This window comes from Demequina ureilytica, assembly GCF_048553575.1.
Lineage (GTDB): Bacteria > Actinomycetota > Actinomycetes > Actinomycetales > Demequinaceae > Demequina.
The window spans coordinates 526,586-550,437 of record NZ_JBLZIE010000001.1 but is presented as its reverse complement, the minus strand read 5'-3'; the positions used below and the strand labels follow the sequence as shown (position 1 = coordinate 550,437).

The following is a 23,852-nucleotide window of genomic DNA, read 5'->3' as shown; positions in this document are numbered from 1 at the left end:
AAATGTGAACGCGCGGACGTGGCCGGGGCGCTCAGCCGCGCGACTGCTGCTTGATGCGCGCGTGGATCTCGTTAACCTGGTTATACATCTGTCGACGCTGCGCGATCTGGTCCTCGACCTTCTTGACCGCGTACATCACCGTGGTGTGGTCCTTGCCACCGAAGTGCTCGCCGATCTTGGGCAGCGACAGGTCGGTGAGCTGGCGGCACAGATACATGGCGATCTGCCGGGCTGTGACGTACACCCGGCTACGGCTCGTACCGGTGAGCTCCTCCATCGAAATTCCGAAGTAGTCGGCAGTGGTGCCGATGATGGTCGACGCCGTGATCTCCGAATCGTCGTCAGAGATGAGGTCCTTCAGCACCACCTGCGCGAGGGACAGGTCGACCGGCTGCTTGTTGAGCGCCGCGAAGGCCGTGACACGGATGAGGGCGCCTTCGAGCTCGCGGATGTTGCTCGTGATGTTGGAGGCGATGTACTCGAGCACGTCTCCTGGTGCCTGCACGTCGTCAGCTGCCGCCTTCTTGCGAAGGATCGCGATGCGGGTCTCGAGGTCAGGTGGCTGTACATCGGTCATGAGACCCCACTCGAACCGGGTCCGCATGCGCTCCTCGATGCCATCGAGGTTGCGGGGGCTGACGTCGGAGGTGATGACCACATGCTTGCCCGCGTTGTGCAGGGAGTTGAAGGTGTGGAAGAACTCCTCGAGCGTCTGCTCCTTGCCCTGCAGGAATTGGATGTCATCGATCAGCAGCACGTCCACCTCACGGTAGGTGCGCTTGAAGCTGAGAGACCGATCGTCACGGATGGAGTTGATGAAGTCGTTGGTGAACTCCTCCGAGTTCACATACCTGACCCGCGTCTGTGGCTTGAGGTGCCTGGTGTAGTGGCCGATGGCGTGCAGCAGGTGGGTCTTGCCCAGTCCCGAGTCGCCGTAGATAAACAGCGGGTTGTAGGTCTTGCCCGGTGATTCGGCGACGGCCAGCGCCGCAGCGTGAGCGAAGCGGTTGGAGGAGCCGATCACGAAGGTATCGAACGTGTACCGCGGGTTGAGATGCGGATCCTCGTACGCCGGCTCAGGCTCGCTCCTCGCTGGGGGACTGTTGCGGCGTGGCGCCGGCTCATCCTCCACGGGAGAGCTCGGCTCTGGAGGACTCACCGACGAGTCGACGGTGACGGCGATGCGCACCTGGCGACCGATCATGTCCGACAACTCGCGAGTGAGCAGCTCGCGAATGGTCGTCTCGACATAGTTCTTGGTGAAGTCCTCAGCCACGGCGAGGAAGACGTTGTCCTCGACGATCGCCAGCGGCTTGATGAGCCGAATGAACGAGCGGTGCTGCGCCGTGACATCCGGGCTGTTGCGCAGCGCATCGAGAGTGCGGGCCCAGACCTGCTCCATGGACTCGGCGCCGGGTTGGGCGGACATACACTCTCCTTCCGGCTTTTCCACACGTTTGTGCACAGGGCGTTGACAGCCTGTCACCCGTTCGTTACCCCCCGGCGCGTGTCGCTGCCCGAGTTGGTATCCGTGTTGGTGGAGCCTATCCTGTTCAAGCCGGGCATCCAATGTGTTCACGGCGACTTGACCCTGCGTGCCTAGTGCGCGTAACGTTAGTGCGCTTTATGACCGTACCCGAAACCCTGTGTGGAGTGACCCGTGAGCAAGCGGACTTTTCAGCCGAACAACCGCAAGCGTGCCAAGACGCACGGCTTCCGCCTGCGCATGCGCACCCGTGCGGGGCGCTCGATTCTGACCGCGCGCCGTCGCAAGGGCCGCGGCAAGCTGTCGGCGTAAGGTGCTCCCGGCCCACTCTCGGATGACGGCCGCCGCGGACTTCAAGTCCGCGATGCGTCAAGGCACCCGGAGTGGTCGGGCCACCGTAGTCGTGCACGTCAAGCAAACCGGCAATGCGAACAGCATCGCCGGTTTCGCTGTCTCTAAGGCCGTGGGAGGTGCCGTGATCCGCAACCGTGTGAAGCGTCGCCTGCGCGCCATCATGAGGGACGTTCTCCCGACCCTCCCAGCTGGCACCTCCGTCGTGATCCGGGCGCTTCCGCGGTCAGCCGAGGTGGACTACGCGCGCTTGAGGTCAGACGTGACGGATGCTGTGGGTACGGCCCTGCGCAAGGCGACGGTCTCGTGAGCCGACTCCACTCTGCGGTGCGCGCCGCCGCTTCCGTCCCTCGGCTGCTGTTGGTCGGCCTCATCCGCCTGTACCAGCTGACCGTCTCTCCCCTGCTAGGCCCCCGCTGCAAGTACTACCCCTCGTGCTCGCACTACGGCCTGGAGGCGGTGCGCCGGCACGGCGCCGTGCGCGGCTTCGTCCTCGCGGGCTGGAGGGTGCTTCGCTGCAACCCCTGGAGCCACGGTGGAGTGGACGATGTCCCCGCCAAGGGCGAGCCGCTGTTCTCGCGCTCACCCCATTCATCTTCCGCTGACGCAGCGGCGTCACTCAGTACTAGGTAAGGATCGCAGTGGACGGCTTCTTCGCATTTCTCTTCCCCCTCGAATGGGTGGTCGCCAACATCATGGTGGGCTTCCACTGGTTGTTGACGAACGTAGGAATGCCCTCCGATGGAGGGTGGACCTGGGCCCTGTCGATCGTGGGCCTGGTGGTCCTGATCCGCATTCTGCTGATCCCGCTGTTCGTGAAGCAGATCAAGGCCTCTCGCGCGATGCAGGTCATCGCGCCCGAGTTGAAGGCCGTTCAGAACAAGTACAAGGGCAAGAAGGATCAGGCGTCCCGCGAGGCCATGAGCCGCGAGACCATGGAGCTGTACTCCAAGCACAAGACGAACCCGTTCGCCTCGTGCCTGCCGATCCTGGTCCAGGCGCCCATCTTCTTCGCTCTGTTCAGGGTGCTCAACTACCGGATGAATCCTGAGGACGCCTCCCTCCCTCCGTCGGAGCAGACGTACAGCGGCATCGGCTGGTTGACCCCGAAGCTCGCGGAGCAGGGGCACGATGCGACCCTCTTCGGCGCTCAGCTCTCGGACACCTTCCTGGGCTCGGAGGGTGCCGCAGTGAAGATCGTCTCCGCCGTCCTGATCCTCGGCATGGTGACGACCACGTTCCTAACGCAGCGTCAGTTGACCCGCAAGAACATGCCCGCCTCCGCCCTTGAGGGCCCCATGGCACAGCAGCAGAAGATCCTGATGTACGCGCTGCCCTTCATCTTCGTAATCACCGGACCGAACTTCCCGGTGGGTGTTCTGATCTACTGGACGACGACGAACGTGTGGACCATGGGTCAGCAGTTCTACGTGATCCGCAATAACCCCACCCCGGGATCCGAGGCGGAGAAGGCGCTCAAGGCGCGCAAAGAGGCGAAGGCCCGCAAGAAGGGCGCGGTGATCGAGGGCTCGTCGGAGGACGTGACGCAGATCGAGGAGTCCAAGGAGACCCGACAGCGCCAGCAGCCGAAGAAGGGCGCACCGCGATCGCAGCGCAAGAAGGGGACCCCACGGTCGCCCTCCCCCGGTACGCCCTCCGGCGATGCGGGCTCGACCGACGACTCCGATCCCACTGACTCGACAGACAAAAAGGACGACTGATGACTGAATCGAAGGACGCCAAGGGCCTCGATGCCGAGGGCGACGCCGCCGCAGACTTCCTCGAGGAGCTGCTCGACATCCTGGACATGGATGGAGATATCGACATCTCCGTTGAGGCAGGGCGCGCGAAGGTCGCGATCGTGGCCGAGGGACCCCACCAGGATCTGAAGAGGCTGGTGGGCCCCGATGGCGAGGTCCTCGATGCCCTGCAAGACCTCGCGCGGCTCGCTGTGCAGGCCGAGACCGGGGAGATGAGCCGGCTCATGCTCGACGTGGCCGACTTCCGCGCCGGCCGCAGAGAGCGGCTCGCCGAGCAGGCGCGTGAGGCGATCGTCAAGGTGCGGGAGACCGGTGAGCCCATCACGTTGCCGGCGATGAACGCCTTTGAGCGCAAGGTCGTGCACGACGTCGTCCTCGAAGCGGGACTGGTGTCCGAGTCCGAGGGCGAGGACCCCGACCGTCACGTCGTCATCACGCCGCAGGCGTGAGTTGTTTCACGTGAAACAACGGACCGGATCGTGAACGGCGACGCCGAGGGCCAGGGTGCACAAAGCACCGAAGCCGACCTCAACGACGATCCCCTGCACCAGACAGAGGCCGTCCGCGAGTACTTCGGCGACGCCTACCCGCGGGTCGAGCGGTACGCGATCATGCTGGCCGACCAAGGCGTACTTCGTGGGCTCATCGGTCCCCGCGAGATCGGACGACTGTGGGAGCGCCATATCCTCAACTCAGCCGCCGTGGCCCCATTCCTCGGTGACGGCACGATCGTCGATGTCGGCTCCGGCGCGGGGCTCCCGGGATTGGTGATTGCTGCCATGCTTCCCGAGCGACGGGTAGTCCTGGTGGAGCCGATGGAGCGCCGGACCACGTGGCTATTCGAAGCCGCTCGCGAATGCGGCATCGAGAATGTCACGGTGGTGCGCGGTCGAGCCGAGGAGGTGAGCGAGGCAGTCGAGGGGGACGTCATCACCGCCCGCGCAGTGGCCCCTATCGACCGGCTCGTCAAGTGGTGCGCACCCCTGCTGACCGCGGGTGGCGAGATGGCGTTGCTGAAGGGCAGAAGCGCGCCGGAGGAGCTGGATCGCGCCAAGTATGTGCTGCGCAAGTTTGGGCTGACCGGCTCCGTCGAGTCGGCCCCTACGCTCGCCGGACTTGAGCCGACGACCGTTGTTCGGCTTCGCCGAGCTGCCTGAGAGATCCCCCGCGAGAACGAAGCCCACGAGCTTCGGAATTCTGTCCCCAGCGTTATCCACAGGGGTTTCATACGGGGAATGGAGGTTCTCCCACATGTTCATCCACAGGGGACGCCGCTCGAGCGAAGCCGGTAGAGTCGGGCGGGTGCGGTAACGATGCACGATGTTTCACGTGAAACCAGCGGAAGGACGAAAGTGTCAGATCCCTCGATCGGTGCGGCGACAGCAGGCACCAACGCGCCGGATGTTGCGGGTCGCGTGACGCGGGACGAGCCGACGGTTTCACGTGAAACATCGGAGGGGTTCGAAGGCCTCGCCGAGGACGAGGGAAGCCCTCTCGCGAACGAGCTCATCGCGACTGAGCGTCTCCGGCGCGAGCTCGAAAGAGCTGACTTTCCCAGGCCGCCGAAGACGCGTGTGATCGCCGTCTCGAATCAGAAGGGCGGCGTCGGCAAGACGACGTCAACCGTGAATATCGCGGCGGCGCTGGCCAAGCGCGGCGCCAACGTATTGGTGGTCGACGCGGACCCCCAGGGCAATGCCTCGACAGCCCTTGGCGTCGACCATCGGTCGGGGACCCCCTCCATTTATGAGGTACTCCTGGACGACGAGCCGATGGCCAATGTCGCACAGCGCTGTCCGGATCTACCGACGCTCTGGTGCGTGCCCGCCACGATCGACCTCGCCGGGGCCGACATCGAGATGGTGTCGATCGTGCGCCGCGAGTTCCGGCTGCACGGCGCAATCATGGACCTGCTCGCCGGACCCGGCAAGGGGCTCGACTACGTCTTCATCGATTGCCCGCCCAGCCTGGGCCTGCTGACTCTCAATGCCATGGTGGTCGCACACGAAGTACTCATCCCCATCCAGTGCGAGTACTACGCACTCGAGGGTCTGACTCAGCTGATCAAGACGGTAGAGATGGTGAAGAAGCACCTCAACCGCGACATCGAGGTCTCCACCATCGTGCTGACCATGTTCGATGGCCGTACGAACCTCGCCCGCGAGGTGGCCTCGGAGGTGCGCACCCACTTCCCGGACCAGACGCTCGAGCACACGGTGCCCCGCAGCGTGCGGGTATCGGAGGCCCCCAGCTATGGCCAGACCGTCATCACGCACGACCCCCATTCCTCCGGCGCCGTGGCCTACACGGCGGTGGCGAGAGAGATCGCCGCACGAGGCGCCGCCCCTGACACAGGAGAGCAGAAGTGAGCACAACTAGACGCGGACTTGGACGTGGCCTCGGGGCTTTGATTCCGAGCGAGCCCGACGCGGGCGACTCAAACTCTGACGACTCACCCGCGCGCGCGCCCAAGGAGCGCCCGCACGACGTGTTCTTCGAGTCGAGCGGCCAGCGTGAGGACGTCGACCTCCTCCCCGTGCCGGGAGCCAGGTTCGCAAGCATCGACCCGCATTCGGTGACACCGAACCCTCATCAGCCGCGTGACGTCTTCGACGAGGACGCGATGGCCGAGCTGGTCGGTTCGATCAAGGAGATCGGCGTTCTGCAGCCCATCGTCGTGCGGCCGCACCCGAGCGGCACCGGCTATGAGCTCATCATGGGTGAGCGCCGGCTTCGGGCGACGAAGGAGGCAGGTCTCGACCTGATTCCGGCGATCGTTCGGGACACTGTCGACACGGACATGCTCCGCGACGCGCTGGTGGAGAACCTTCACCGCAGCCAGCTCAACCCACTGGAGGAGGCCGCCGCCTATCAGCAGCTCCTCGACGACTTTGGCATCACCCACGAGCAGTTGGCCGAGCGCATCAGCCGCTCGCGACCGCAGATCAGCAACACCCTGCGGCTGCTGCGGCTTCCGCCGCTGGTGCAGCGCCGGGTGGCGGCAGGAGTTCTGAGCGCAGGTCATGCGCGGGCGCTTCTAGGCCTCGCGGACCCGGCCGACATGGAGACCCTGGCTCAGCGCGTCGTGGCGGAGGGAATGTCCGTCCGCGCCACTGAAGAGGCAGTGACGCTGGGCGTCGACAAGTCCAAGGCTCCCCGAGGACAGGTCAGGGCCGGCGGACGCACCGCGGCTCTCGACGAGCTCGGATCCCGCCTGGGGGACCGCTTCGACACGCGCGTGAAGATCCAGCTCGGCAAGAGCCGCGGCAAGATCACCATCGACTTCGCGTCGGTGGAGGATCTCAACCGGATCGTCTCCGTGTTGGATCCGCAGGATCCGGGCGTGCTGCAGTCACGGTCGACCGACTCCGAGTAGGCCCTCTACCAGTGGCCTTGATGGTGCTGGCGTGTCAGACGAGAGCCGCTCGAGCGATCTGCTCGTAGATCTCTCCGATATCGCGAGGGTCCGCCACGGCAGCTTGCGGCAGCAGCGACGTCTCCGTCATGCCGGGTGCGATGTTGACGTCCAGCACCTGCGGGATGCCGTCATGGTCGACGATCATGTCCACGCGGGAGAGATCACGAAGGCCCATCACTCGGTGGACTGTTAACGCCGCCTCGGTGACGCGCGTCGCGGCGGCGGCATCGAGGCGGGCCGGCGTGTAGTACTGGACCCGGCCCGGGTTGTACCGGGCGTCATAGTCGTACGGACCGTCACATTCGATCTCGACAGGCGGGAGGGCGGCAGCCTCGGCGCCGGTGCCGATCACGGACACCGCCACCTCCGTGCCGGAGATAGCGGTCTCCACCATCGCGTTGTCGCCGTAGGCGAAGCAGTGCACCATCGCGCGAGACAGCTGCGCCCGCTCCGTCACGAGGGAGACGCCGAGCGCTGACCCACCGCGCGCGGGCTTGACGACGAGCGGCAGCCCGAACCGCGCGACGATCGCGTCCATCACCTGCTCCGCACCCACCTCGCGGAACAGCGACTGCGGGAGGGTGATGAAGTCTGGCGTCATCACGCCTTCGCGCCCGTAGACAGCCTTCGCGACGGGCTTCACCCATGCGACTCGGGCCTGCCTGGAACGAGTGCCGATGTAGCGCACGCCCGCAAGCTCGAGCAGCGCCTGGAGGGAACCATCCTCGCCGGAGGACCCGTGCAAGAGGGGCCACACTACGCCATCTGCCAGGGACGATAGTGTTCCGAGGAGGTTGGTGTCGACGTCCTGGACCCTCGTCTTCATGCCCCGGTCCCGCAGAATCTCTGCCACCCTGCGACCCGAACGGATGGACACGTCGCGCTCGTGCGACAGGCCTCCTGCCAGAATCAGCACGTCCATGTGAGCCTCCTGGTATCGATGTCTAGTTCAGTCATGCGAGGTCGGGCGACGGGAAGTCCACGGTATCGCCGTCATCGCCGGCGTCGGTGCCGAAGATCCGCACGGTCTCGAGCTCGGCGTCGACCACCGTCGACAGCCGCCGCACGCCCTCCCTGATCCGATCCGGGGTGGGGTAGCAGTACGACAGCCGCATGTGGTCGGCGCCCTGCCCGTCGTAGTAGAAGGCGGTGCCGGGGACGAACGCGACCCGCGCCGTGACCGCCCGAGGAAGCATCGACTTGGCGTTGAGCCCCTTGGGCAGCTTGACCCAGACGTAGAAGCCGCCGTCGGGAACGTTCCAGGACGCTTCGGGGATGTGCTCCTCCAGAGCGGTGATCATCGCGTCGCGACGCTCGCGGTACTGCTCCTGGAACTTCTTGATCTGTCCCTGCCAGTCGGCGTGGTTGAGGTAGGCCTTGATGGCGAACTGAGACGCGTTGGACGGACACAGGATTGCGGCTTCCGAGGCGAGCACCAATTTTTCTCGCACCGCGTGCGGCGCCACTGCCCACCCCACTCGGTAACCCGGGGCGAAGGTCTTCGAGAATGACCCCAGGTAGATGACGCCTTCCTCGCTCATCGACCTCAGCGCGGGAACGGGCTCACGGTCGAATCCGAGCAGCCCATACGGATTGTCCTCCAGCACCAGCACGCCGTAGCGCTGGCAGATCTCCAGGATCCGCGGTCGCCGCTCGGTGGACAGGCTCACTCCACCGGGGTTGTGGAAGTTCGGCACCGTGTAAAGGAACTTCACGCGCCTGCCCTCGGACTTCAGGCGCGCGAAGGTCGACTCGAGCGCCTCCGGCACCAGTCCGTCCGCGTCCATGGCGACGTGCACCACATCGGCCTCGTGCGCACGGAACACTCCCAGCGCTCCAACGTACGAGGGCGCCTCGGCGACCACCACGTCACCAGGGTCGATGAAGATCTTGGTGACGAGGTCGAGTGCCTGCTGAGAGCCGGTGGTGACCACCACGTCGTCGGGGTGCGCAGAGATGCCCTCGAGCGCCATCACCTGCGTGATGTGCTCGCGCAGACCCTCGTCGCCCTGCCCGGACCCGTACTGCAGCGCGACCTCGCCCTGCTCGAGCACCAGACGCCGTGTCATCTCGGCCAGCTCCTCGAGTGGCAGGCCGCCGATGTAGGGCATTCCGCCAGCGAGAGAGACCACCTCAGGCCGGTTGGCGACGGAGAACAGCGCCCGGATCTCCGAGGCGCGCATCGCGTGAGCACGGGCGGCATACGAGTCGAACCAGGGGTCCAGTCGCGTGCCGGGGCCGTCGGGTGCGTTCATGCTGGCAAGTCTCCCATGGCCCCAAGCCGATGCGCACGCCTGTCAGTACGCACGGAGGCCCGGACCGGAGGGGCGATCCAGGCCTCTTGAGCGGGAAAAGGGTCAGGCGATGATCTCCTCGAACAACTCCGTCAGGGCCGGCTTGGGCTTCGCGCCCACGACCGAGCGAACGAGCTCGCCGCCTTTGAAGACATTCATCGTGGGGATCGAGGTCACGCCGTAGGCCATGGCGAGCTGGGGGTTGGCGTCGGTATCGACCTTCACGATCTTGACGCGCCCGGCGTACTCCTCCGCGAGCTCGTCGAGGATGGGGGCAACGGCGCGGCACGGACCGCACCACTCGGCCCAGAAGTCCACGATCACGGGGATGTCGGAGCTGATGACCTCCGCCTGGAAGGTGTCCTCCGTTGCGGCGACGGGTGCGGCCGGAGCGGCGGCTGCAGGCGTCTCTTCCACCGCGACCACCTCGGGCGTGCCGGGGGCATCGGACGCGATGTCTTCGAGAGCATCCAGGTAGTGCTGAGCGTCCAGGGCGGCCGAGCAACCCGAGCCGGCGGCGGTGATCGCCTGGCGATAGCGGTTGTCCACCAAGTCCCCGCACGCGAACACGCCGTCGACGTTGGTCGCGGTGGTCCGACCGACCACCTGGACGTAGCCCTCGGCGTCGGTGTCCACCACGCCCGTGAGTAGCTCGGAGCGCGGGATGTGGCCGATCGCGACGAACACGCCGGTCGCGGCGATGCTCCGCTCCTCGCCGGTAACGGTGTCGCGCAAGTGGACACCGGAAACCTTGGCGTCGCCCTCGAGCCCCACCACTTCAGAGTTCCACGCGAATTCGATCTTGGGGTCATTCTTCGCGCGGTCGGCCATGATCTTGGAGGCACGCAACTCGTCTCGGCGGTGCACGATGGTGACCTTGGACGCGAATCGCGTCAAGAAGGTCGCCTCCTCCATTGCGGAGTCGCCGCCACCCACGACCACGACCTCCTGATCGCGGAAGAAGAACCCATCGCACGTCGCGCACCAGCTCACGCCCTTGCCGGAGAGGCGCTTCTCGTCCTCCACGCCCAGCTCGCGGTAAGCGGAGCCGGTGGCGAGGATCACGGCCTTAGCAGTGAACTCCTTGCCTAGCGCGGTCTTGACGGACTTGATCGGACCTTCGAGCTGGAGCTCCGATGCGTCGTCGAACAACACCTCCGCGCCGAACCGCTCCGCCTGGCCCTGCAGGGTCTCCATGAGCTCGGGTCCCTGGACACCGTCGACGAAACCGGGGAAGTTCTCGACCTCCGTGGTGTTCATGAGGGCACCGCCAGCCGTGATCGACCCCGCTATGACGAGCGGCTGCAGGCCCGCTCGAGCGGCGTAGATGGCGGCGGTGTAGCCGGCAGGGCCGGAGCCCACGATGATGACGCTGCGGGTGTCGCTCACGGTGCTTCCTTCAGGTTGATGTGCGGATGCCTGAGGCATCCGGCTTGGTAACAGATCGTAGGGTGCGGTTCTTCCCGCCACAGGCACGGGCCGATGCGGTCTCAGTCACCCTCGGACACGCTAGGGGACGGAGATGGCGAGAACGTGAACTCCGGGTAGGAGCCCGGTGGATTGTTGTGGCGTTCGAAGTCTGGCTCGTATGGCTGCGTCAGCATCGAGAAAGCCACGATCGCCACGACCACGGTAGCGGTGAAGAACAGCCCGACCAGCACCGGCCCGGAGTTGATCGGCGCCGGCTTCTGTGCCCGGTGCCGAGCCTGCGAGGCCGCAGTGCTGAGCGCGGTCGAGCGGGGGAACCGCTGCTCGAGCCACTCCAGCACGGCCTGCGCCGCTGACGGCGGTACCTCGGCGTTCTGCTCAGTGGCGATCTCCTGCCACGTCTCGAGGCCCAGCGGTTCGTCGGCCTGGCGCGCCACCACCCTTCGCGTGTGCTTCGAGTACTGCGCCGCGACCTCGGGTGCCGCCAGCACCTGGCCGTCCTCCGCCTGCTCGGCCCTGATAGCGGCGCGGTCCACGTGGTCGGCGCGCACCTCGTCGGCCACCTCGGGGGCGACCAGCCCCGCGGCAATGGCAGCCGCGGCCTCGTGCGCGGCGGTTTCAAGCGTGCCGTCGGTGACGGCGACCGCCGGCCCAGACCTTGCTGGCGGCAGCGGCTCTGCCGCGCCAGGAGCGTTGGGCAGCGTGCGCATCGCCGCGCGCACAGACCGCAGCACCTCCGCATCGGCCGGACCCAAGGCGCGTGACACGGCGGCGAGCGTGTGCGGCCCCGTCCCCGCGACGGTGGCCAGCGCGAGATCTCGTGCTGGCGCTGGGAGCGCTGTGGGGACGTCTGCGGCAGTGACCTCGTCCGGGTCCATGCCAGTGACCAAGGTGAGGTGAAGCCGTGCCAAGGCGACCGCATCGGCCAGTTCCGAATGACCGCGACCGAGGCCGGCCTGCGTCGCGAGCTCGCCTTCCGCGTCGAGGCCGGAGATCACGATGCGGCCGGCCGACGTGACGGTGATCGACGAGGCGCGCAGGTAGCCATGGTGGACGCCGGAGGCGGCCGCCACCTCGAGTGCCCGGGCCGTCTCGCCGACGACGGAACCCGCCAGTCGGGCGGGGAGCACGCGCACGCCGGCGAACAGGTCCATGCGGATTCCGCGGGGGCGTTCCGTGACGACGTAGGTGATCCGCTCGTCACCTACTGACTCGCGCCCGGAGGCCAGGACTCGGGCGAAACGGACGTCCCGGACCTGCGCCGCCCGGACGGCCGCCCGGCGCACCGCTGACGGTGCCAGCGAGGTCAGGAGGTCGACGGTGACGTCGAGCTGGCGGCGTTCGTCGTGCGCGACCCAGCGGTCCACGCCGGGCAAATCATGGTGCTCGCGGCGACGCAGAACGAAGCGGCGACCGAGCGTCGCTCCTGCCTCCACGTCTCAACTCCCTGGTGTCGCCTGGCCCTCGCGGGGGGACACCATCTTAACCGCGGCCCAGTCGTCGCAGGAGCGGTCCCGCCGCGTCCTTGGCCTCCTCGACACGCAGAATCCACAGCGCGGCGGCGTACACCGCCAGGAGGATCACACCCCCGCCGACGACGACCCCGACCGCCGCGAACCGTCCGCCGACGCCCGTGAGCTCCTCGGCCGGCGGGACGGCGAGGAGCAGGCCCCACACCACTGCGCTGGCGGCGAGCGCGGCGAGAAGTGCCTTGCCGTGCAGTGTCATCACTCGGCGCCCGTCGAGGCCGCCGAGACGGCGACTCAGCCCGCCCGCGCGCAGCACGACTCCCACCACGTTGGACATCGCGAGGCCGAGCCCTACCCCGACCGTCCACCAGCGCGGATCCGTGAGCTCTTGGAAGCCGTACGCGATCGCCACCCACGCGATGGTCATGGGGATGTGCATGTAGAAGATCGACTTGGCGTCCTCGAGCACAAAGTAGACGCGCTTGAACAGCACCGTCGCACCCAGCGGTACGAGGCCGATGACCATCGCGCTCATGACCCACGCCACGGACCGAACCTCCGCGGCCGTCGCCGTGACCAGATAGGCCCGGATGATGTACGGCGCGAACAGGATCATGCCGGCGGTGGCGATGACGGTGAACACACCCACGGTTCTCAGACCCCGGGACAGGTCGAGCCGGAGCGAGGCCATTTCGTTCCTAGCGGCATGACCTGCCATGGTCGTGTACATCGCGGTCGCGAGCGAGATGGTGACGACGGAATGGGGCACCAGATAGAGAGACAGCGCCTGGAAGTAGGCCATGTTTCCCGCGATCACGCCGCCGGGTTCGGCGCCAGGTGCGGTCGCTGCGGCGGCGGCCACCCTCATCACGAGGGCCACGCCCACCTGCTCGACGCCCACGGCCGCCAGGGCCCAGGCTGCGATGCGTCCGATCGCCGTGAGCTCGCCCTTGGGTCCGCGCCACTTCCAGTGATAGCGGTACCCGCCACGGACCAGCGGGATGATGAGGATCAGCGCCTGAGCCGCGATGCCGAGCGTCGCCGTGCCGCCGATGACGGCGATGGCCGCCGGCGTCCACTCTTCGGGGGCGAGCGGGTTCGCCTCGTCGAATGGCCCGAAGAAGGCCAGGAAGGCCACGAGCCCGGCGATCGACACCACGTTGTTGAGCACCGGCGACCACATGAAGGGACCGAACTGCGATTTCGCGTTGAGCACCTGGCCCAGCAGCGTGTACAGCCCATAGAAGAACAGCTGCGGGATGCACCAGTACGCGAAAGCGGTGGCGAGCGCGAGCAGCTCCGGCGGCCAGCCCTCGGTGTAGAGGCCCACCCACACTTGGGCGGTGAACGTGAACGCGAGAGTCGCGCCCAGGGTGATGACGCCGCCGATAGTGAGGATCCGGTGAACAGTCTGCTCGCCGCCCTCACGATGCAGCGCCTTGACAATCTGCGGCACCAGGGCGGCGTTGAGGACACCCGCCGCGAGGATCGCGAAGAAGGCATTCGGGAGCCGGTTGGCGATGTCGTACGCGTTCGCCGCATCCGCGTTAAGGCCGATGGCCGCAACGAGCAGCGAGTTTCGCACCAGGCCCAATACGCGGGAGGTCGCGGTGCCCGAGGCCATCACTGCGCTCGCACGCCCGAGTGACGGCCGCGGACGTTCCTCAGGGCCCGATGCGGGCTCGGGGAAGTCAGTCACGCGCGGTCCGTTCGGGGCCGCCGGGGTCGGCAGCGTCGCCGGGGTCGGTGGGCTCCTCGTCGAACGGATCGGAGTTCTCCGCCTCCGGGTCCGGCGCTGTGGCGGGCGCCGGCGCCGGCTCCGCGCGGGTGTCGCGACGCCCGCGGCGGGCGGTCCTCACGAGCCCCGCGACAAGCAGCAGCACGAGCACCACTGAGAACACGGCTGTCGCGGCATTGCCCCAATCGGCGCGGACCCTGACGGCGAAGGTCTGGCCCTCGCCCACTGGTGCTCCCTCGGTGCTGCGTAGGGCCACGGACACAGAGACGTTGTCGCTGGACACCGCCTCCACGCGGACCAGAGCGGCCTGCTCCTCGTTCGCCGGGACGGTGATCGTGGGATCCTCGAGCACCTGCAGGTTGGGCGAGAAGCTGGTGAGGTCCACGCGCACTCTCACCTCGTGGTCGAGGTCATTGACGACGGTGACGGGTATTTCGCCCGTCTCCGCGAGGAGGTTTAGGTCGGAGCTCTCGGCGATGCGCAGCGAGGCGAGCGTCGTCTCGGCCTGAGCGAGCGCGGCAGCGATGGCGGCGTCCCTCACCCCCGGGTTGTCGCGCAGCGACACTTCGGCAGCCCCCAGCAGCTCCGCGCCCCAGTCGGCAAGCGCGGCGTCGGGATCAGTGGTCGCGTGGGCGAGCGTCGTGAGGTCTTCCAGGGTTCCCACGAGCGCGGCGACATCCTCGGCCGGCAGATCGGCCTCCGTCGCGAGGTTCGCAGGCAACTCCACGTCGACCGGATCTGTGTCGAGCAGGTCGGACACCGGCAGCGGCTGCACCCAGGGTGCCGTCATCAAGGCTTCAAGGACCGCAGAGGGCTCCGCCGACGACGGCCGCCACGTGTCCGCGAGCACCGCCAGCACGGGGTCGCCATCGACCTCCTCAGCGAGCAATGCAGACTCGGCGATCGCACGGGCCTCGGCAGCCTCAGTGCCCGGCCGGTACTGCGAGAGAGCGTCGGTCAGACCCGCGTCGGGGACGAGGACAAGCGCGTCATCGTCCTGGACCAACGCCGCATCGGCCGTGTCGGCGAGCTCCGCGTAGCCGGCCGCATCCGGCAGGGCGAGCGTCGCGCGGGCACCCAGCGCCGCCGCAGCCTCGGTGGACGTCGCATCGATCGCGGCGGGAACAGCGAGCCATCGAGCGCGCCCGATGCTGGCCAGGTTGGTGGCGGCTGGGAGCGACAGCGCGAGCTCCATCAGGGACGTCTGTTCCGCGCGCGCGAGCGAGGTCAGGTCCGGCGATCCGCTGGCGAGCCGCCAGGTCTCCCGCTCGACCAGTCCGGCGTCGAATGCCACGGCGTTGGTCACGAGGGTGGGGTCGACGGCGCTCGCGACGCCGGGGATGTTCGCGGCTCCGAGCACCGTCGCGGCGCTGCTCTCCGTGCCCTCCGCCAGCGTCAGCACGGAGAGGTCGAGTTGCGGGACCTCAGCGCCCTGCCAGGTGAGCGGGATTGCGTCGACGAACACGTCCCCCGCCGGCGTTCGGAGCGTGAGAACCGCCCCCCACACACCCCAGCGGCCGGATGGAAGGCCTAGCTCGTCTGGGCTCGCGCCAATGGTGAACGTACGAGACGCCCCCGCGGCGATCGTGGACCCGACGGCTTCCGACGCGGAGTCCGCGCCTTCCACCTCTGACGACACGCCGCCAGTCGCCACCGGGCTGGAGACCTGATCGACGGGCGACTCGGGCTCCTGAGCCGCGAGCCGCGACTCGACCGACGAGGGGTCGGCAAGGAACGCATCGAGCGCGGCACGGTCGGCGAGGGGGCGCTCGGTCAGCGCGAGCTCGAGAACCGCGTCCTCCACGTCCATCGTGGACCTGTTGGTGGCGGTGACGGTCGCGCTCATCCGCGACGAGGGATCGAGAGCGCCGGACGCGAGAGCCACCAGCTGGGTGGTGACGGATTGCTGGTCCACCGCCGTCGGTGTCGAGCGCGCGGAACTGGCGCCCGCATCGGCCGCATGTGCGACGAGGTCGGAAGGGAGGGCCCCCGCGGCGGCGGGGGCGGCGGCGAGGAGCATCGCGACGCCCGCCGCTATCGCGGCGAAACCGTGCTTCACGTCGTGATCGCCAGCAGCTGGGCCGCGACCTGTGCCATCTTGCGCTCGTTGGGGAACGCGAGGCGGCTGCCCAGGTCGGCGACGGGAATCCACTCGGCCACCTCGGCCTCGTGGTCAGGGTCGTTTTCGGTGGTGATGATCCCGTCCTTGGCCTCGAGCAGGAAGTGGTGCACGACCTTGTGGACGCGGCGGTCGTCGCCGGTGAACCAGTAGTCGATGACCCCGATGGGCTGAATGATCTCCGCGTTGATGCCCGTCTCCTCGGCCACCTCGCGGATGGCGGCCTCCTCCGGCGTCTCCACACCTTCGATGTGGCCCTTGGGCAGACACCATTCGAGCCGGCCTGCACGGTTGCGGCGGCCGATGCAGGCCGCCAGGGCGACACCGCCCTGGACGCTGACCGCGATGCCTCCCGCCGAGGTCTCGTTCGAGACCGGGAGCTGTGCTGCGCGCTGCACGTGCCCGTCGTCGCGAGACTGCCCGCTCCGGCGCTGGCGCAACGCGTGTCCCGCGGGCGGGCGAGGCGTCGCGCCGGGGCGCGGATTGGACGGATGGGACATGCGCCAACTCTAACGAGGCGGGCGGCGAGCCGGAGCAGGCCGCGCGGTGAGGGCTGTCGGGAGGGTCGACGAGTCAGCGTCTGGGATGCTGGTGCATGTGAGCGACCCGATTCCCGTCCCCCCGATGGACCTGCTGCGACGGCGCGCAGCGGCCTTGTGGGAGGCGCTGCCCGCGTCCATTCTCGAGCTGGCGGAGATCTTCGATCGCGCGGGTCACGAGTTCGCGCTCGTGGGCGGTCCGGTCCGGGACGCCTTCCTGGGGCGGTCCTCGTCCGACTTCGACTTCGCCACGTCGGCGCGCCCGGATGACACCGAGCGGCTGCTGCGGACCTGGACGCGGTCGACGTGGGACATGGGACGCGAGTTCGGCACCATCGGCGGCCGCCGCGGCGACCTGGTGGTGGAGATCACCACGTTCCGTGCTGACGAGTACGACGGCCAGACGCGCAAGCCGGTCGTGGCCTTCGGAGACTCACTCGAGGGGGACCTGGCCCGGCGCGACTTCACGGTCAACGCAATGGCGGTGCGGCTGCCTGCGCGAGAGCTCGTGGACCTCCACGGCGGCCTCGAGGACTTGGGCGGCGGGCTGCTGCGCACGCCGATCGAGCCGGAGATCTCGTTCGGCGACGACCCATTGCGGATGATGCGCGCCGCGCGGTTCGCCTCCCAGCTGGGCTTCGACATCGAGCCCGCGACCTTCGCGGCGATGTCGCGGCTGGCCTCGCGCATCGACATTGTGTCGGCGGAGAGGGTGCGCGATGAGCTCACCAAGCTGATGCTGGGGTCCGCTCCCCGCGCAGGCCTGCGCGCGCTAGTGGACTCGGGGCTCGCGGCGCACGTGCTGCCTGAGCTGCCCGCGCTGCAGCTCGAGGTGGACGAGCACCATCACCACAAGGACGTCTACGAGCACACGCTCACGGTCGTCGACCAGGCGATTGCGCTCGAGACGGGCGCCGACGGCCCGGTGCCCGCCCCCGACCTGGTGCTCCGCCTCGCTGCGCTGCTGCACGACATCGGCAAGCCGCCCACGCGCCGGCTCGAGCCCGGCGGTGCAGTGAGCTTCCACCACCACGAGGTGGTGGGCGCGAAGATGGCGACCAAGCGCATGAAGGCGCTGCGGTTCGACAAGGACACCATCCGCGCCGTGTCGCACCTGGTGGGTCTGCACCTTCGGTTCCACGGCTATGCGGACGCGCGGTGGTCGGACTCCGCCGTCCGTCGCTACGTCACCGACGCGGGCGACCAGCTCGAGCGGTTGCACCGCCTCACGCGTGCCGACGTCACCACTCGCAACCGCCGCAAGGCCGATCGGCTGTCGTTTGCGTACGACGACCTCGAGGATCGCATCGCCGAGTTGCGCGAGCGTGAGGAGGTGGACTCGATCCGCCCCGACCTCGACGGGAACGCGATCATGTCGACCTTGGGGATTGGCCCGGGGCGCGACGTGGGGTTGGCCTACAAGCACATGCTCGAGTTGCGCATGGAGCACGGGCCGCTGGGTGAGGAACGCGCGCGCGCCGAGTTGCTGGCCTGGTGGGCGGACAGGAACGGCTGATGAACGGGGCGGCGGTGTGGGGCACTCTGGCCGTGCTCACCGGTCTGGCATGGCTGGGCATCGGCGTGGTAGCCGGACGCGCATTGGTCGCGCGTGGAGAGAGCCGTGTTCACGTCGTCGCGCGCTACCCGCTGCGCACCGCGACCGCCGTGCTGCTGGTACCCGCGGTGGGGTTCTCGGGCTTCGGGATCCTCGTCTCCACGGTCGACGGGTCCGGGAGCACGGCCGGGCTGCTGTTCGTCGGCAGCGCGGCGCTTGCGGGATGCGTCCTCGTTCAGGTGGTGGCGCATCGGGCAGTGTCCCGTGGACTTGGCTCGTGGAGTTGGGCGATCCCCGCGGCGGGCTTCGTGCTCCCCACGATCGCGGCGGTGGTGTGGGCGACGGAGCCTGGGGCGGTGGCGTGGCTCCTGGCTTACGCCGTGGCATGCGGTGGCAACGGGCTGCTGCTCGCCTTGCGCGCCGCACCCTCCCCAAAGTAGGCAACTCACGCCTGTGGTGACGGCGCATCGGGCGCTCATGAGGCAACTGATGCGCACCTGCATGCAAGCCCCGTCCCCAGACCACCGGGCCTCGCCCCTGTCTACGAGGCACACCCGTACGCCAAGGCACGAGCGCCCACCCGGAGGCACCTTGTGCCATGGGAATTCTCGACCTGATTGCGCACATGGAGGCGCTACCGATCTCGTTCTCGCTCGCGCAGTTGACCCAGAGCGCCAGCCGAGGCGGAGTCGACGCCGCAGTACAACGAGGTTCGATCGTACGAGTGATGCCTGATCGGTATGCGGCAGCGCTCCACGCGGATTCGTGGGCCGTGAGATCGCATGCGGCCGCCATGTGGGGACCGGCGGGCTGCGCGTTGACAGGGACGGGCGTGCTCTTCGACGCGCGTTTGTTGCCGGCACCTCCCGACCGTGTGCAGCTGCTAGTTCCCCACTGGCGTCACCGCCCATCCCCGTCGTGGGTGCTCGTCACGAGTTCGACCTATCGCCCGCCACTGCTCGCAACACGCAGTGACGGCGCGACCGTCGTCGACCCTGCGCTGGCCTTGATTCACGCGTACGGCCGTGCGCCCGAGCGCGAGCAGGCAGAACTCTTGTACGGCCTTACGAGATCGGGGGCGGTCGACCCCGACGCGGTCCGAGCGCACTTGGAGCGGCTGCCGCGCGTGCGCGGCCGGGCCTCGCTACTGCGCCGGTGCGAGCTGGCGGTCAATGGCGTCGAGAGCTATCTCGAAGAGCGGGGGGCCGAGCAGGTGTTGGTCGGCGCGGGTTTCGAATCGATCGTGCGCCAGCATCGGGTGCGAGTGCGCGAGGGCCGATTTCGGCTCGACGCCTATGACCCGCAGACCCGCACGGCGTTCGAGTTTGATGGCGCCGAGGCCCATGACGGCAGCGCGTCTCGACTTCGAGACATACGCCGCGATGCCGCACTGACGGCTGCGGGGATCGTAACGGTCAGATTTGGGTACGCGGACGTGACGGAGAGGCCTGAGTGGTGTCGAGAGATCGCGCTCGCGACACTGCTGAGGCGCAGTTCGTGAGCACGAGCTGCCTCATGAGCGTTCGATCCGCCCTGATCGTGAGCATGAGTTGCCTAGTTTGCGGTGGGAGCGGTGGGAGCGGTGGGAGCCGTGGGAGCCGTGGGCGGGGCGGTGGGTTAGGAGGTGGGGACCGGGGCCGGCGAGGGCTCGCGCGGGGCGCGGACGAACACCAGCGCCGTCACCACGTACAGCGCCACCAGCACCGACATCACCACGCGCGAGTAGCCGTCGTCGGGAAGCACCAGTCCGCCGATCACCGCGCTGGAGATGAACGCCACGTTGAATGCCATGTCGTACAGCGTGAACGCCCGCCCGCGCACCGAATCCTCCGTGTCGCGCTGCACGATGGTGTCCACCGCGATCTTGCCCCCCTGCACGGCGAAGCTCACCACCACCGCAGCAGAGAACAGCGCCCACGGCTGCGTCGAGATCGCGAGCGCCGTCTGGCCCACGGCACCGACGACCAGGCACAGCACGATCCACTGGTGCCGGGTGAAGCGCGAGCCGAACACCGGCGTCAGCACTGCCGCGAGCCCAAACCCGACCGCAGCGAATGCCACGACGAGAGTGAAGTTCCCCAGAGCCTGCTCGGGCCGGTCCGGATCCCCCAGGACATGCCGTGAGATGAGGATCGAGGCGACGAACATGACTCCGTACAGCAGCCGCTGCGCCGCCATCACGAGCAGCGCGTGAAACGGCGTGACACGGGCGCGCAGGTAGCGCACCGCGGTGCCCAGTTCGGCGCCGAGCCCGCGCACCTGTGCAGCCAGGTTCAGGTGCTCGAGCGGGATCACCGGCCCGAGCGACCGCCGGCCGAGCAGCAGGGTCGCCCACGCAGCGAGGCCAAAGGCCGCTCCTCCGGCGGCGAGTGCCCAGAGCGCCAGGCTGGTATCCGTGGCCTGCGGGGCGATGAACGTGACGATGCCGCCCACCGCGCCGCCCACGGCAGCGGCGATGGTGCCAAGAGTGGGCTGGATCGCGTTCGCGGCGAGGAGGTCCTCCCGGTCCACCACGCGCGGCAGGCCCGCCGTGATCGATGCCAGCAGGAACCGGTTGACGGATAGCGTGAGCAGCGCCGCCACGTAGAGCGTCCACACGGGCAGGTCCGCGACCAGCAGGGCACAGATGGCCGCGACCAGCCCGAGCCGCACGATGTTGCCGACCATCAGGATGCGCTGACGCTGCCACCGGTCGATCAGCGGCCCCACGAAGGGGCCCACGAGAGTGAAGGGCGCGAGCAGCACGGCGAATCCGGCGGCGATCGCGCCCGGGGTCGCCGCCTGGGTCGGATCGAAGAAGAACGCCGCAGCGATGCCCACCTGGAACATCCCGTCGCCGCCCTGCGACAGCAGCCGCACATATGTCAGCCGCCGAAAGCCGTCGGAGCGCCACAGCCGGGACAGATCGCGCGCGAACGACATGGCGTCAGCCTAGGGCCAGCGCTGGCCGCGCTGGAGCACAGCGCGGAAGGCTGCCGATGCGGGGGCGAGCAGCCCTTCCCGAACCCAGGTGCGGTGCGACAGATCGCACCATGGACCTGGAAGCTGCCAGCCGCTACGCTCGCGATCAGCCGCCAAGTGCGGGTCACTGCTACGAGGAGTCGCCGTGGGTTTCGGACAGGCAATCAAAACCTGCTTTGACAAGTACGCGACCTTCTCTGGCCGCGCACGCCGCGCGGAGTTCTGGTTCTTCTACCTCTTCGCCCAGGTGGTCAGCGTCCTCGGCTTCGCACTGATTCTGGTGATCGCCCTGACGGTGCTCCCGACCTCGGAGGGTGGGGACGACCCCACGGCAGCCGAGCAGGCGCTGTTCTTCGGAGCGATCGGCGTGGTGGTGATCGCGTCGCTCGCGCTGGTCATCCCGTTGTACACGGCGTGGGCGCGCCGCCTCCATGACATGGGCCAGTCGGGTCACTGGCTGTGGCTGAACCTCGTGAGCCTGGGACTTGTGCCGCTCATCATGGCGATCTTCGACTCCGAGCAGGGCACCAACCGGTGGGGGCATGACCCCAAGGCAGTGGAGCGCGGGCCGCTCGGCGCGTACGCGCCGCCCGGCCAGGTTCCCGGCGGCTACCTGCCGCGTCAGTAGACACCCTGGCAACCGACCGATGCCCGGGCTAGGTTGGAGCGCATGATCACCGGAGAGACGTTGCTGGCCTTTGTCGCGGTGTCCTCGGCGCTGGTGGCGCTGCCCGGACCGAGTGTGCTGTTCATCGTGGGCCGCGCGCTCCAGCACGGGCGCCGCGGGGCGCTGCTGTCGGTCGTGGGCAATGCTGGCGGCTTCGTAGTGCACGCGGTGGCGGTCGCGGCGGGCATCGGAGCGCTCGTCGCAGCGTCGGCGACGGCCTTCACGGTGCTCAAGATCGCGGGCGGCATCTACCTGGTGTTTCTCGGGGTGCAGGCGATCCGCCACCGGCACGATGGCCTGACCGATCCGGGCGCGGTCAAGGCCGAAGGTGGGTCACCCCGCGCGCTCAGCGCGAGGCGTGCGCTGGCCGAGTCCTTCACGGTGGGCGTCGCCAACCCCAAGACCCTCGTCTTCATGGTGGCGGTGTTGCCGCAGTTCGTCGTGGCCACCAGCGGCCCCGCGTGGTCGCAGATACTAATGCTCGGGTTGGTGTTCGCGCTGATGGCGGTGCTCGTCGACTCCGTGTGGGCGCTCGCGGCCGCGCGGGCACGCGGCTGGGTCGCCTCCTCACCCCGGCGCGTGGCACACGTCAGGGCGGCCGGCGGCGGGATGCTCGCGGCGCTCGGCGTGGTGCTGATGGCGTCGCGCCGCGCCGCCTAGATCGCAGGCCCAGCGCCCGCCTCGGCTGCGCGACGCGCATCGAGGCGGGACGCGGAGTTACCCTCGCAGGAGACCGAGTTCCCCACGCGCAGGGAGGTCGACAGTGGGTTTCGGGCAGGCCATCAAGAGCGGCTTTCGTCAGTATGCGGCCTTCGACGGCAGAGCGACCCGGGCCGAATTCTGGCTCTTCTTCCTCTTCAGCGTGTTCATCGCGGCCGTCGGGTTCGGGCTGGCGTTCATTGCGGCACTGATGACGCTTCAGACTGCGGATCCGGAGACTGGCGATGCGTCCCTGGGCGGACTGGCGATTCACCTGGTGCTGCTGGGACTCACGGCGCTGGCGCTGCTGACTCTTGCGCTGCCGCTGTGCGGCGTGTGGGCCCGCCGCCTGCACGACACGGGGAGGTCGGGCCACTGGCTATGGCTGGCCGTCGTGGGGCTCGGCATCGTGCCCCTCGCGATGGCGCTCGCGGACTCCGAGCGCCAGACGAACCGTTGGGGCCGGGATCCGAAGGCCGATGAGCGGGAAGGCGTCTGAAGGACTGAGCCAGCCCGCGCATCGGCCGCACGGTGGCTGTTCCCGCTTCCATTGCGCCATCCCCACTTCCACTAAGCGCGAACGAACGTGCATCTTGGCCGCGCACGGGGCATGGTGGTGGGATGACCACTACTCCCCAACGCATCGCCATTGTGGGCGGCCACGGCAAGGTCGCACTGCACCTCATCCCGATCCTGAAGGGTCGCGGCAAGGCCGTGGTCCCGCTCGCGCGCAAGCAAGAGCAGCTGCTCGAACTGGCGGCGCTCGGCACGGAACCGCGGGAACTCGACATTGAGGCCGCCTCGGAGGACGACTTCGCCAAGGCCTTCGAGGGTTGCGACGCCGTGGTGTTCGCGGCCGGCGGCGGCCCCGACGGCAACATCGACCGCAAGCGCACCGTCGATCTCGAGGGATCCCTCAAGTCCATCGCGGGCGCGAAGGCGGCCGGCATCGACCGGTTCGTGCAGGTCTCTGCGATCGGCGTGGACAACCCGGTGCCCGACGACACCGAGCCCGTGTGGAAGGCCTATGTCGACGCCAAGCGCGACGCCGATGCCGCTCTGCGCGACTCGGGGCTTGACTGGACCATCGTTCGCCCGGGAGGCCTCACCGACGGCGCGGCCACCGGCAAGGTCGCCCTCGCCGAGTCGGTCGAGCGCGGCCAGATCCCGCGCTCCGACGTGGCGCACGTGCTCGCCGACTGCCTGGACCAGCCCGCCACGGCGGGCAAGCAGTGGGAGGTCGTGAGCGGCGAGACGTCGATCCCGGCAGCGATCGAGCGCGAGGTCGCGTAGGCACAACGAACGCGCTGGCAGTCGTTGAGGGCTGACATCCAGGGCTGATCCGGCACCGAATGACTGCCGAGAAGC

24 protein-coding genes are annotated in these 23,852 nt (G+C 68.2%); 15 read left to right on the top strand and 9 right to left on the bottom strand.

The features are described from left to right. Nucleotides 1-31: 31 nt before the first annotated feature. Nucleotides 32-1,429 carry a chromosomal replication initiator protein DnaA gene (dnaA, locus tag ACNI3K_RS02480; RefSeq protein ID WP_419390274.1) on the bottom strand — a complete coding sequence of 466 codons (1,398 nt, stop codon included), beginning with the start codon at nucleotides 1,427-1,429 and terminating at the stop codon, nucleotides 32-34. Nucleotides 1,430-1,660: 231 nt separating this feature from the next. Here dnaA and rpmH point away from each other — a divergent pair, with 231 nt between their 5' ends. From rpmH to ACNI3K_RS02440, 8 genes are all read left to right on the top strand, one after another. Next, nucleotides 1,661-1,798 carry a 50S ribosomal protein L34 gene (rpmH, locus tag ACNI3K_RS02475; protein ID WP_062137792.1) on the top strand — a complete coding sequence of 46 codons (138 nt, stop codon included), beginning with the start codon at nucleotides 1,661-1,663 and terminating at the stop codon, nucleotides 1,796-1,798. A 22-nt stretch (nucleotides 1,799-1,820) separates the two neighbouring features. Continuing rightward, nucleotides 1,821-2,147 (top strand): ribonuclease P protein component, encoded by a 327-nt coding sequence (gene rnpA, locus ACNI3K_RS02470; RefSeq protein WP_419390273.1) that lies wholly within the window; start codon nucleotides 1,821-1,823, stop codon nucleotides 2,145-2,147. Further along, nucleotides 2,144-2,470: a membrane protein insertion efficiency factor YidD gene (yidD, locus tag ACNI3K_RS02465; protein ID WP_419390272.1), complete on the top strand. Its 327-nt coding sequence runs from the start codon at nucleotides 2,144-2,146 to the stop codon at nucleotides 2,468-2,470. Before rnpA ends, yidD begins: the two co-directional genes overlap by 4 nt. Nucleotides 2,471-2,478: 8 nt before the next feature. Then, a complete protein-coding gene (gene yidC / locus ACNI3K_RS02460; RefSeq protein ID WP_419390271.1) occupies nucleotides 2,479-3,558 on the top strand; it encodes a membrane protein insertase YidC in 1,080 nt (359 codons plus the stop codon). After that, entirely contained in the window at nucleotides 3,558-4,046 is a 489-nt protein-coding gene (locus ACNI3K_RS02455) for a Jag family protein (RefSeq protein ID WP_419390270.1), read from the top strand. Before yidC ends, ACNI3K_RS02455 begins: the two co-directional genes overlap by 1 nt. A 30-nt stretch (nucleotides 4,047-4,076) precedes the next feature. After that, the gene (rsmG, locus tag ACNI3K_RS02450; protein WP_419390269.1) at nucleotides 4,077-4,754 is read left to right on the top strand and encodes a 16S rRNA (guanine(527)-N(7))-methyltransferase RsmG; all 678 of its coding nucleotides are present in this window, start codon (nucleotides 4,077-4,079) and stop codon (nucleotides 4,752-4,754) included. Between the two features lie 195 nt (nucleotides 4,755-4,949). Further along, nucleotides 4,950-5,966 (top strand): ParA family protein, encoded by a 1,017-nt coding sequence (locus ACNI3K_RS02445; RefSeq protein ID WP_419390268.1) that lies wholly within the window; start codon nucleotides 4,950-4,952, stop codon nucleotides 5,964-5,966. Beyond that, nucleotides 5,963-6,973 (top strand): ParB/RepB/Spo0J family partition protein, encoded by a 1,011-nt coding sequence (locus ACNI3K_RS02440; RefSeq protein ID WP_419390267.1) that lies wholly within the window; start codon nucleotides 5,963-5,965, stop codon nucleotides 6,971-6,973. The genes ACNI3K_RS02445 and ACNI3K_RS02440 overlap by 4 nt, the downstream gene beginning before the upstream one ends. Nucleotides 6,974-7,007: 34 nt before the next feature. On the opposite strand, the gene ACNI3K_RS02435 is transcribed toward ACNI3K_RS02440, so the two are convergent. The 7 genes from ACNI3K_RS02435 to ACNI3K_RS02405 form a co-directional block, all read right to left on the bottom strand. Continuing rightward, nucleotides 7,008-7,937, bottom strand: coding sequence for a D-alanine--D-alanine ligase family protein (locus tag ACNI3K_RS02435; RefSeq protein ID WP_419390266.1), 930 nt, complete (start codon nucleotides 7,935-7,937; stop codon nucleotides 7,008-7,010). Nucleotides 7,938-7,968: 31 nt separating this feature from the next. After that, the gene (locus ACNI3K_RS02430) at nucleotides 7,969-9,270 is read right to left on the bottom strand and encodes an aminotransferase-like domain-containing protein (protein WP_419390265.1); all 1,302 of its coding nucleotides are present in this window, start codon (nucleotides 9,268-9,270) and stop codon (nucleotides 7,969-7,971) included. A gap of 102 nt (nucleotides 9,271-9,372) precedes the next feature. Continuing rightward, entirely contained in the window at nucleotides 9,373-10,737 is a 1,365-nt protein-coding gene (gene trxB, locus ACNI3K_RS02425; RefSeq protein WP_419390264.1) for a thioredoxin-disulfide reductase, read from the bottom strand. 62 nt (nucleotides 10,738-10,799) lie between these two features. Then, nucleotides 10,800-12,173, bottom strand: coding sequence for a protein kinase family protein (locus ACNI3K_RS02420; protein WP_419390263.1), 1,374 nt, complete (start codon nucleotides 12,171-12,173; stop codon nucleotides 10,800-10,802). A gap of 46 nt (nucleotides 12,174-12,219) precedes the next feature. Then, a complete protein-coding gene (gene murJ, locus ACNI3K_RS02415) occupies nucleotides 12,220-13,905 on the bottom strand; it encodes a murein biosynthesis integral membrane protein MurJ (protein ID WP_419390262.1) in 1,686 nt (561 codons plus the stop codon). Continuing rightward, nucleotides 13,898-16,003 carry a DUF6049 family protein gene (locus tag ACNI3K_RS02410; protein ID WP_419390261.1) on the bottom strand — a complete coding sequence of 702 codons (2,106 nt, stop codon included), beginning with the start codon at nucleotides 16,001-16,003 and terminating at the stop codon, nucleotides 13,898-13,900. Before ACNI3K_RS02410 ends, murJ begins: the two co-directional genes overlap by 8 nt. Further along, the gene (locus tag ACNI3K_RS02405) at nucleotides 16,000-16,563 is read right to left on the bottom strand and encodes an NUDIX hydrolase (protein WP_419390260.1); all 564 of its coding nucleotides are present in this window, start codon (nucleotides 16,561-16,563) and stop codon (nucleotides 16,000-16,002) included. Before ACNI3K_RS02405 ends, ACNI3K_RS02410 begins: the two co-directional genes overlap by 4 nt. Before the next feature lie 85 nt (nucleotides 16,564-16,648). Between ACNI3K_RS02405 and ACNI3K_RS02400 the strand changes: the two genes are divergently transcribed. The 3 genes from ACNI3K_RS02400 (at nucleotide 16,649) to ACNI3K_RS02390 (ending at nucleotide 19,658) form a co-directional block, all read left to right on the top strand. Next, the gene (locus ACNI3K_RS02400) at nucleotides 16,649-18,118 is read left to right on the top strand and encodes a CCA tRNA nucleotidyltransferase (RefSeq protein WP_419391089.1); all 1,470 of its coding nucleotides are present in this window, start codon (nucleotides 16,649-16,651) and stop codon (nucleotides 18,116-18,118) included. Further along, nucleotides 18,118-18,597, top strand: a complete 480-nt coding sequence (locus ACNI3K_RS02395; RefSeq protein ID WP_419390259.1) for a hypothetical protein — start codon at nucleotides 18,118-18,120, stop codon at nucleotides 18,595-18,597. The genes ACNI3K_RS02400 and ACNI3K_RS02395 overlap by 1 nt, the downstream gene beginning before the upstream one ends. A 158-nt stretch (nucleotides 18,598-18,755) precedes the next feature. Further along, nucleotides 18,756-19,658, top strand: coding sequence for an endonuclease domain-containing protein (locus ACNI3K_RS02390; RefSeq protein ID WP_419390258.1), 903 nt, complete (start codon nucleotides 18,756-18,758; stop codon nucleotides 19,656-19,658). Nucleotides 19,659-19,774: 116 nt separating this feature from the next. Here the strand turns inward: ACNI3K_RS02390 and ACNI3K_RS02385 are convergent, their stop codons facing one another. Continuing rightward, nucleotides 19,775-21,079, bottom strand: a complete 1,305-nt coding sequence (locus ACNI3K_RS02385) for an MFS transporter (protein ID WP_419390257.1) — start codon at nucleotides 21,077-21,079, stop codon at nucleotides 19,775-19,777. Between the two features lie 184 nt (nucleotides 21,080-21,263). Between ACNI3K_RS02385 and ACNI3K_RS02380 the strand changes: the two genes are divergently transcribed. From ACNI3K_RS02380 to ACNI3K_RS02365, 4 genes are all read left to right on the top strand, one after another. Beyond that, nucleotides 21,264-21,746 carry a DUF805 domain-containing protein gene (locus ACNI3K_RS02380; protein WP_419390256.1) on the top strand — a complete coding sequence of 161 codons (483 nt, stop codon included), beginning with the start codon at nucleotides 21,264-21,266 and terminating at the stop codon, nucleotides 21,744-21,746. A gap of 42 nt (nucleotides 21,747-21,788) precedes the next feature. Next, entirely contained in the window at nucleotides 21,789-22,445 is a 657-nt protein-coding gene (locus ACNI3K_RS02375) for a LysE family translocator (protein ID WP_419390255.1), read from the top strand. A gap of 103 nt (nucleotides 22,446-22,548) precedes the next feature. Then, nucleotides 22,549-22,983: a DUF805 domain-containing protein gene (locus tag ACNI3K_RS02370; RefSeq protein ID WP_419390254.1), complete on the top strand. Its 435-nt coding sequence runs from the start codon at nucleotides 22,549-22,551 to the stop codon at nucleotides 22,981-22,983. A gap of 122 nt (nucleotides 22,984-23,105) precedes the next feature. Beyond that, a complete protein-coding gene (locus ACNI3K_RS02365) occupies nucleotides 23,106-23,777 on the top strand; it encodes an SDR family oxidoreductase (RefSeq protein ID WP_419390253.1) in 672 nt (223 codons plus the stop codon). Nucleotides 23,778-23,852: the final 75 nt, after the last annotated feature.

Bases quoted from the DNA above. Each gene is read 5' to 3' on its own strand.
- rnpA (WP_419390273.1), top strand. From the start codon at position 1,821: ATGACGGCCGCCGCGGACTTCAAGTCCGCGATGCGTCAAGGCACCCGG.
- ACNI3K_RS02455 (WP_419390270.1), top strand. From the start codon at position 3,558: ATGACTGAATCGAAGGACGCCAAGGGCCTCGATGCCGAGGGCGACGCC.
- ACNI3K_RS02400 (WP_419391089.1), top strand. From the start codon at position 16,649: ATGCTGGTGCATGTGAGCGACCCGATTCCCGTCCCCCCGATGGACCTG.
- ACNI3K_RS02405 (WP_419390260.1), bottom strand. From the start codon at position 16,563: ATGTCCCATCCGTCCAATCCGCGCCCCGGCGCGACGCCTCGCCCGCCC.
- ACNI3K_RS02430 (WP_419390265.1), bottom strand. From the start codon at position 9,270: ATGAACGCACCCGACGGCCCCGGCACGCGACTGGACCCCTGGTTCGAC.
- ACNI3K_RS02390 (WP_419390258.1), top strand. From the start codon at position 18,756: ATGGGAATTCTCGACCTGATTGCGCACATGGAGGCGCTACCGATCTCG.
- ACNI3K_RS02395 (WP_419390259.1), top strand. From the start codon at position 18,118: ATGAACGGGGCGGCGGTGTGGGGCACTCTGGCCGTGCTCACCGGTCTG.
- ACNI3K_RS02385 (WP_419390257.1), bottom strand. From the start codon at position 21,079: ATGTCGTTCGCGCGCGATCTGTCCCGGCTGTGGCGCTCCGACGGCTTT.
- ACNI3K_RS02435 (WP_419390266.1), bottom strand. From the start codon at position 7,937: ATGGACGTGCTGATTCTGGCAGGAGGCCTGTCGCACGAGCGCGACGTG.
- ACNI3K_RS02365 (WP_419390253.1), top strand. From the start codon at position 23,106: ATGACCACTACTCCCCAACGCATCGCCATTGTGGGCGGCCACGGCAAG.
- ACNI3K_RS02375 (WP_419390255.1), top strand. From the start codon at position 21,789: ATGATCACCGGAGAGACGTTGCTGGCCTTTGTCGCGGTGTCCTCGGCG.
- trxB (WP_419390264.1), bottom strand. From the start codon at position 10,737: ATGCCTCAGGCATCCGCACATCAACCTGAAGGAAGCACCGTGAGCGAC.
- dnaA (WP_419390274.1), bottom strand. From the start codon at position 1,429: ATGTCCGCCCAACCCGGCGCCGAGTCCATGGAGCAGGTCTGGGCCCGC.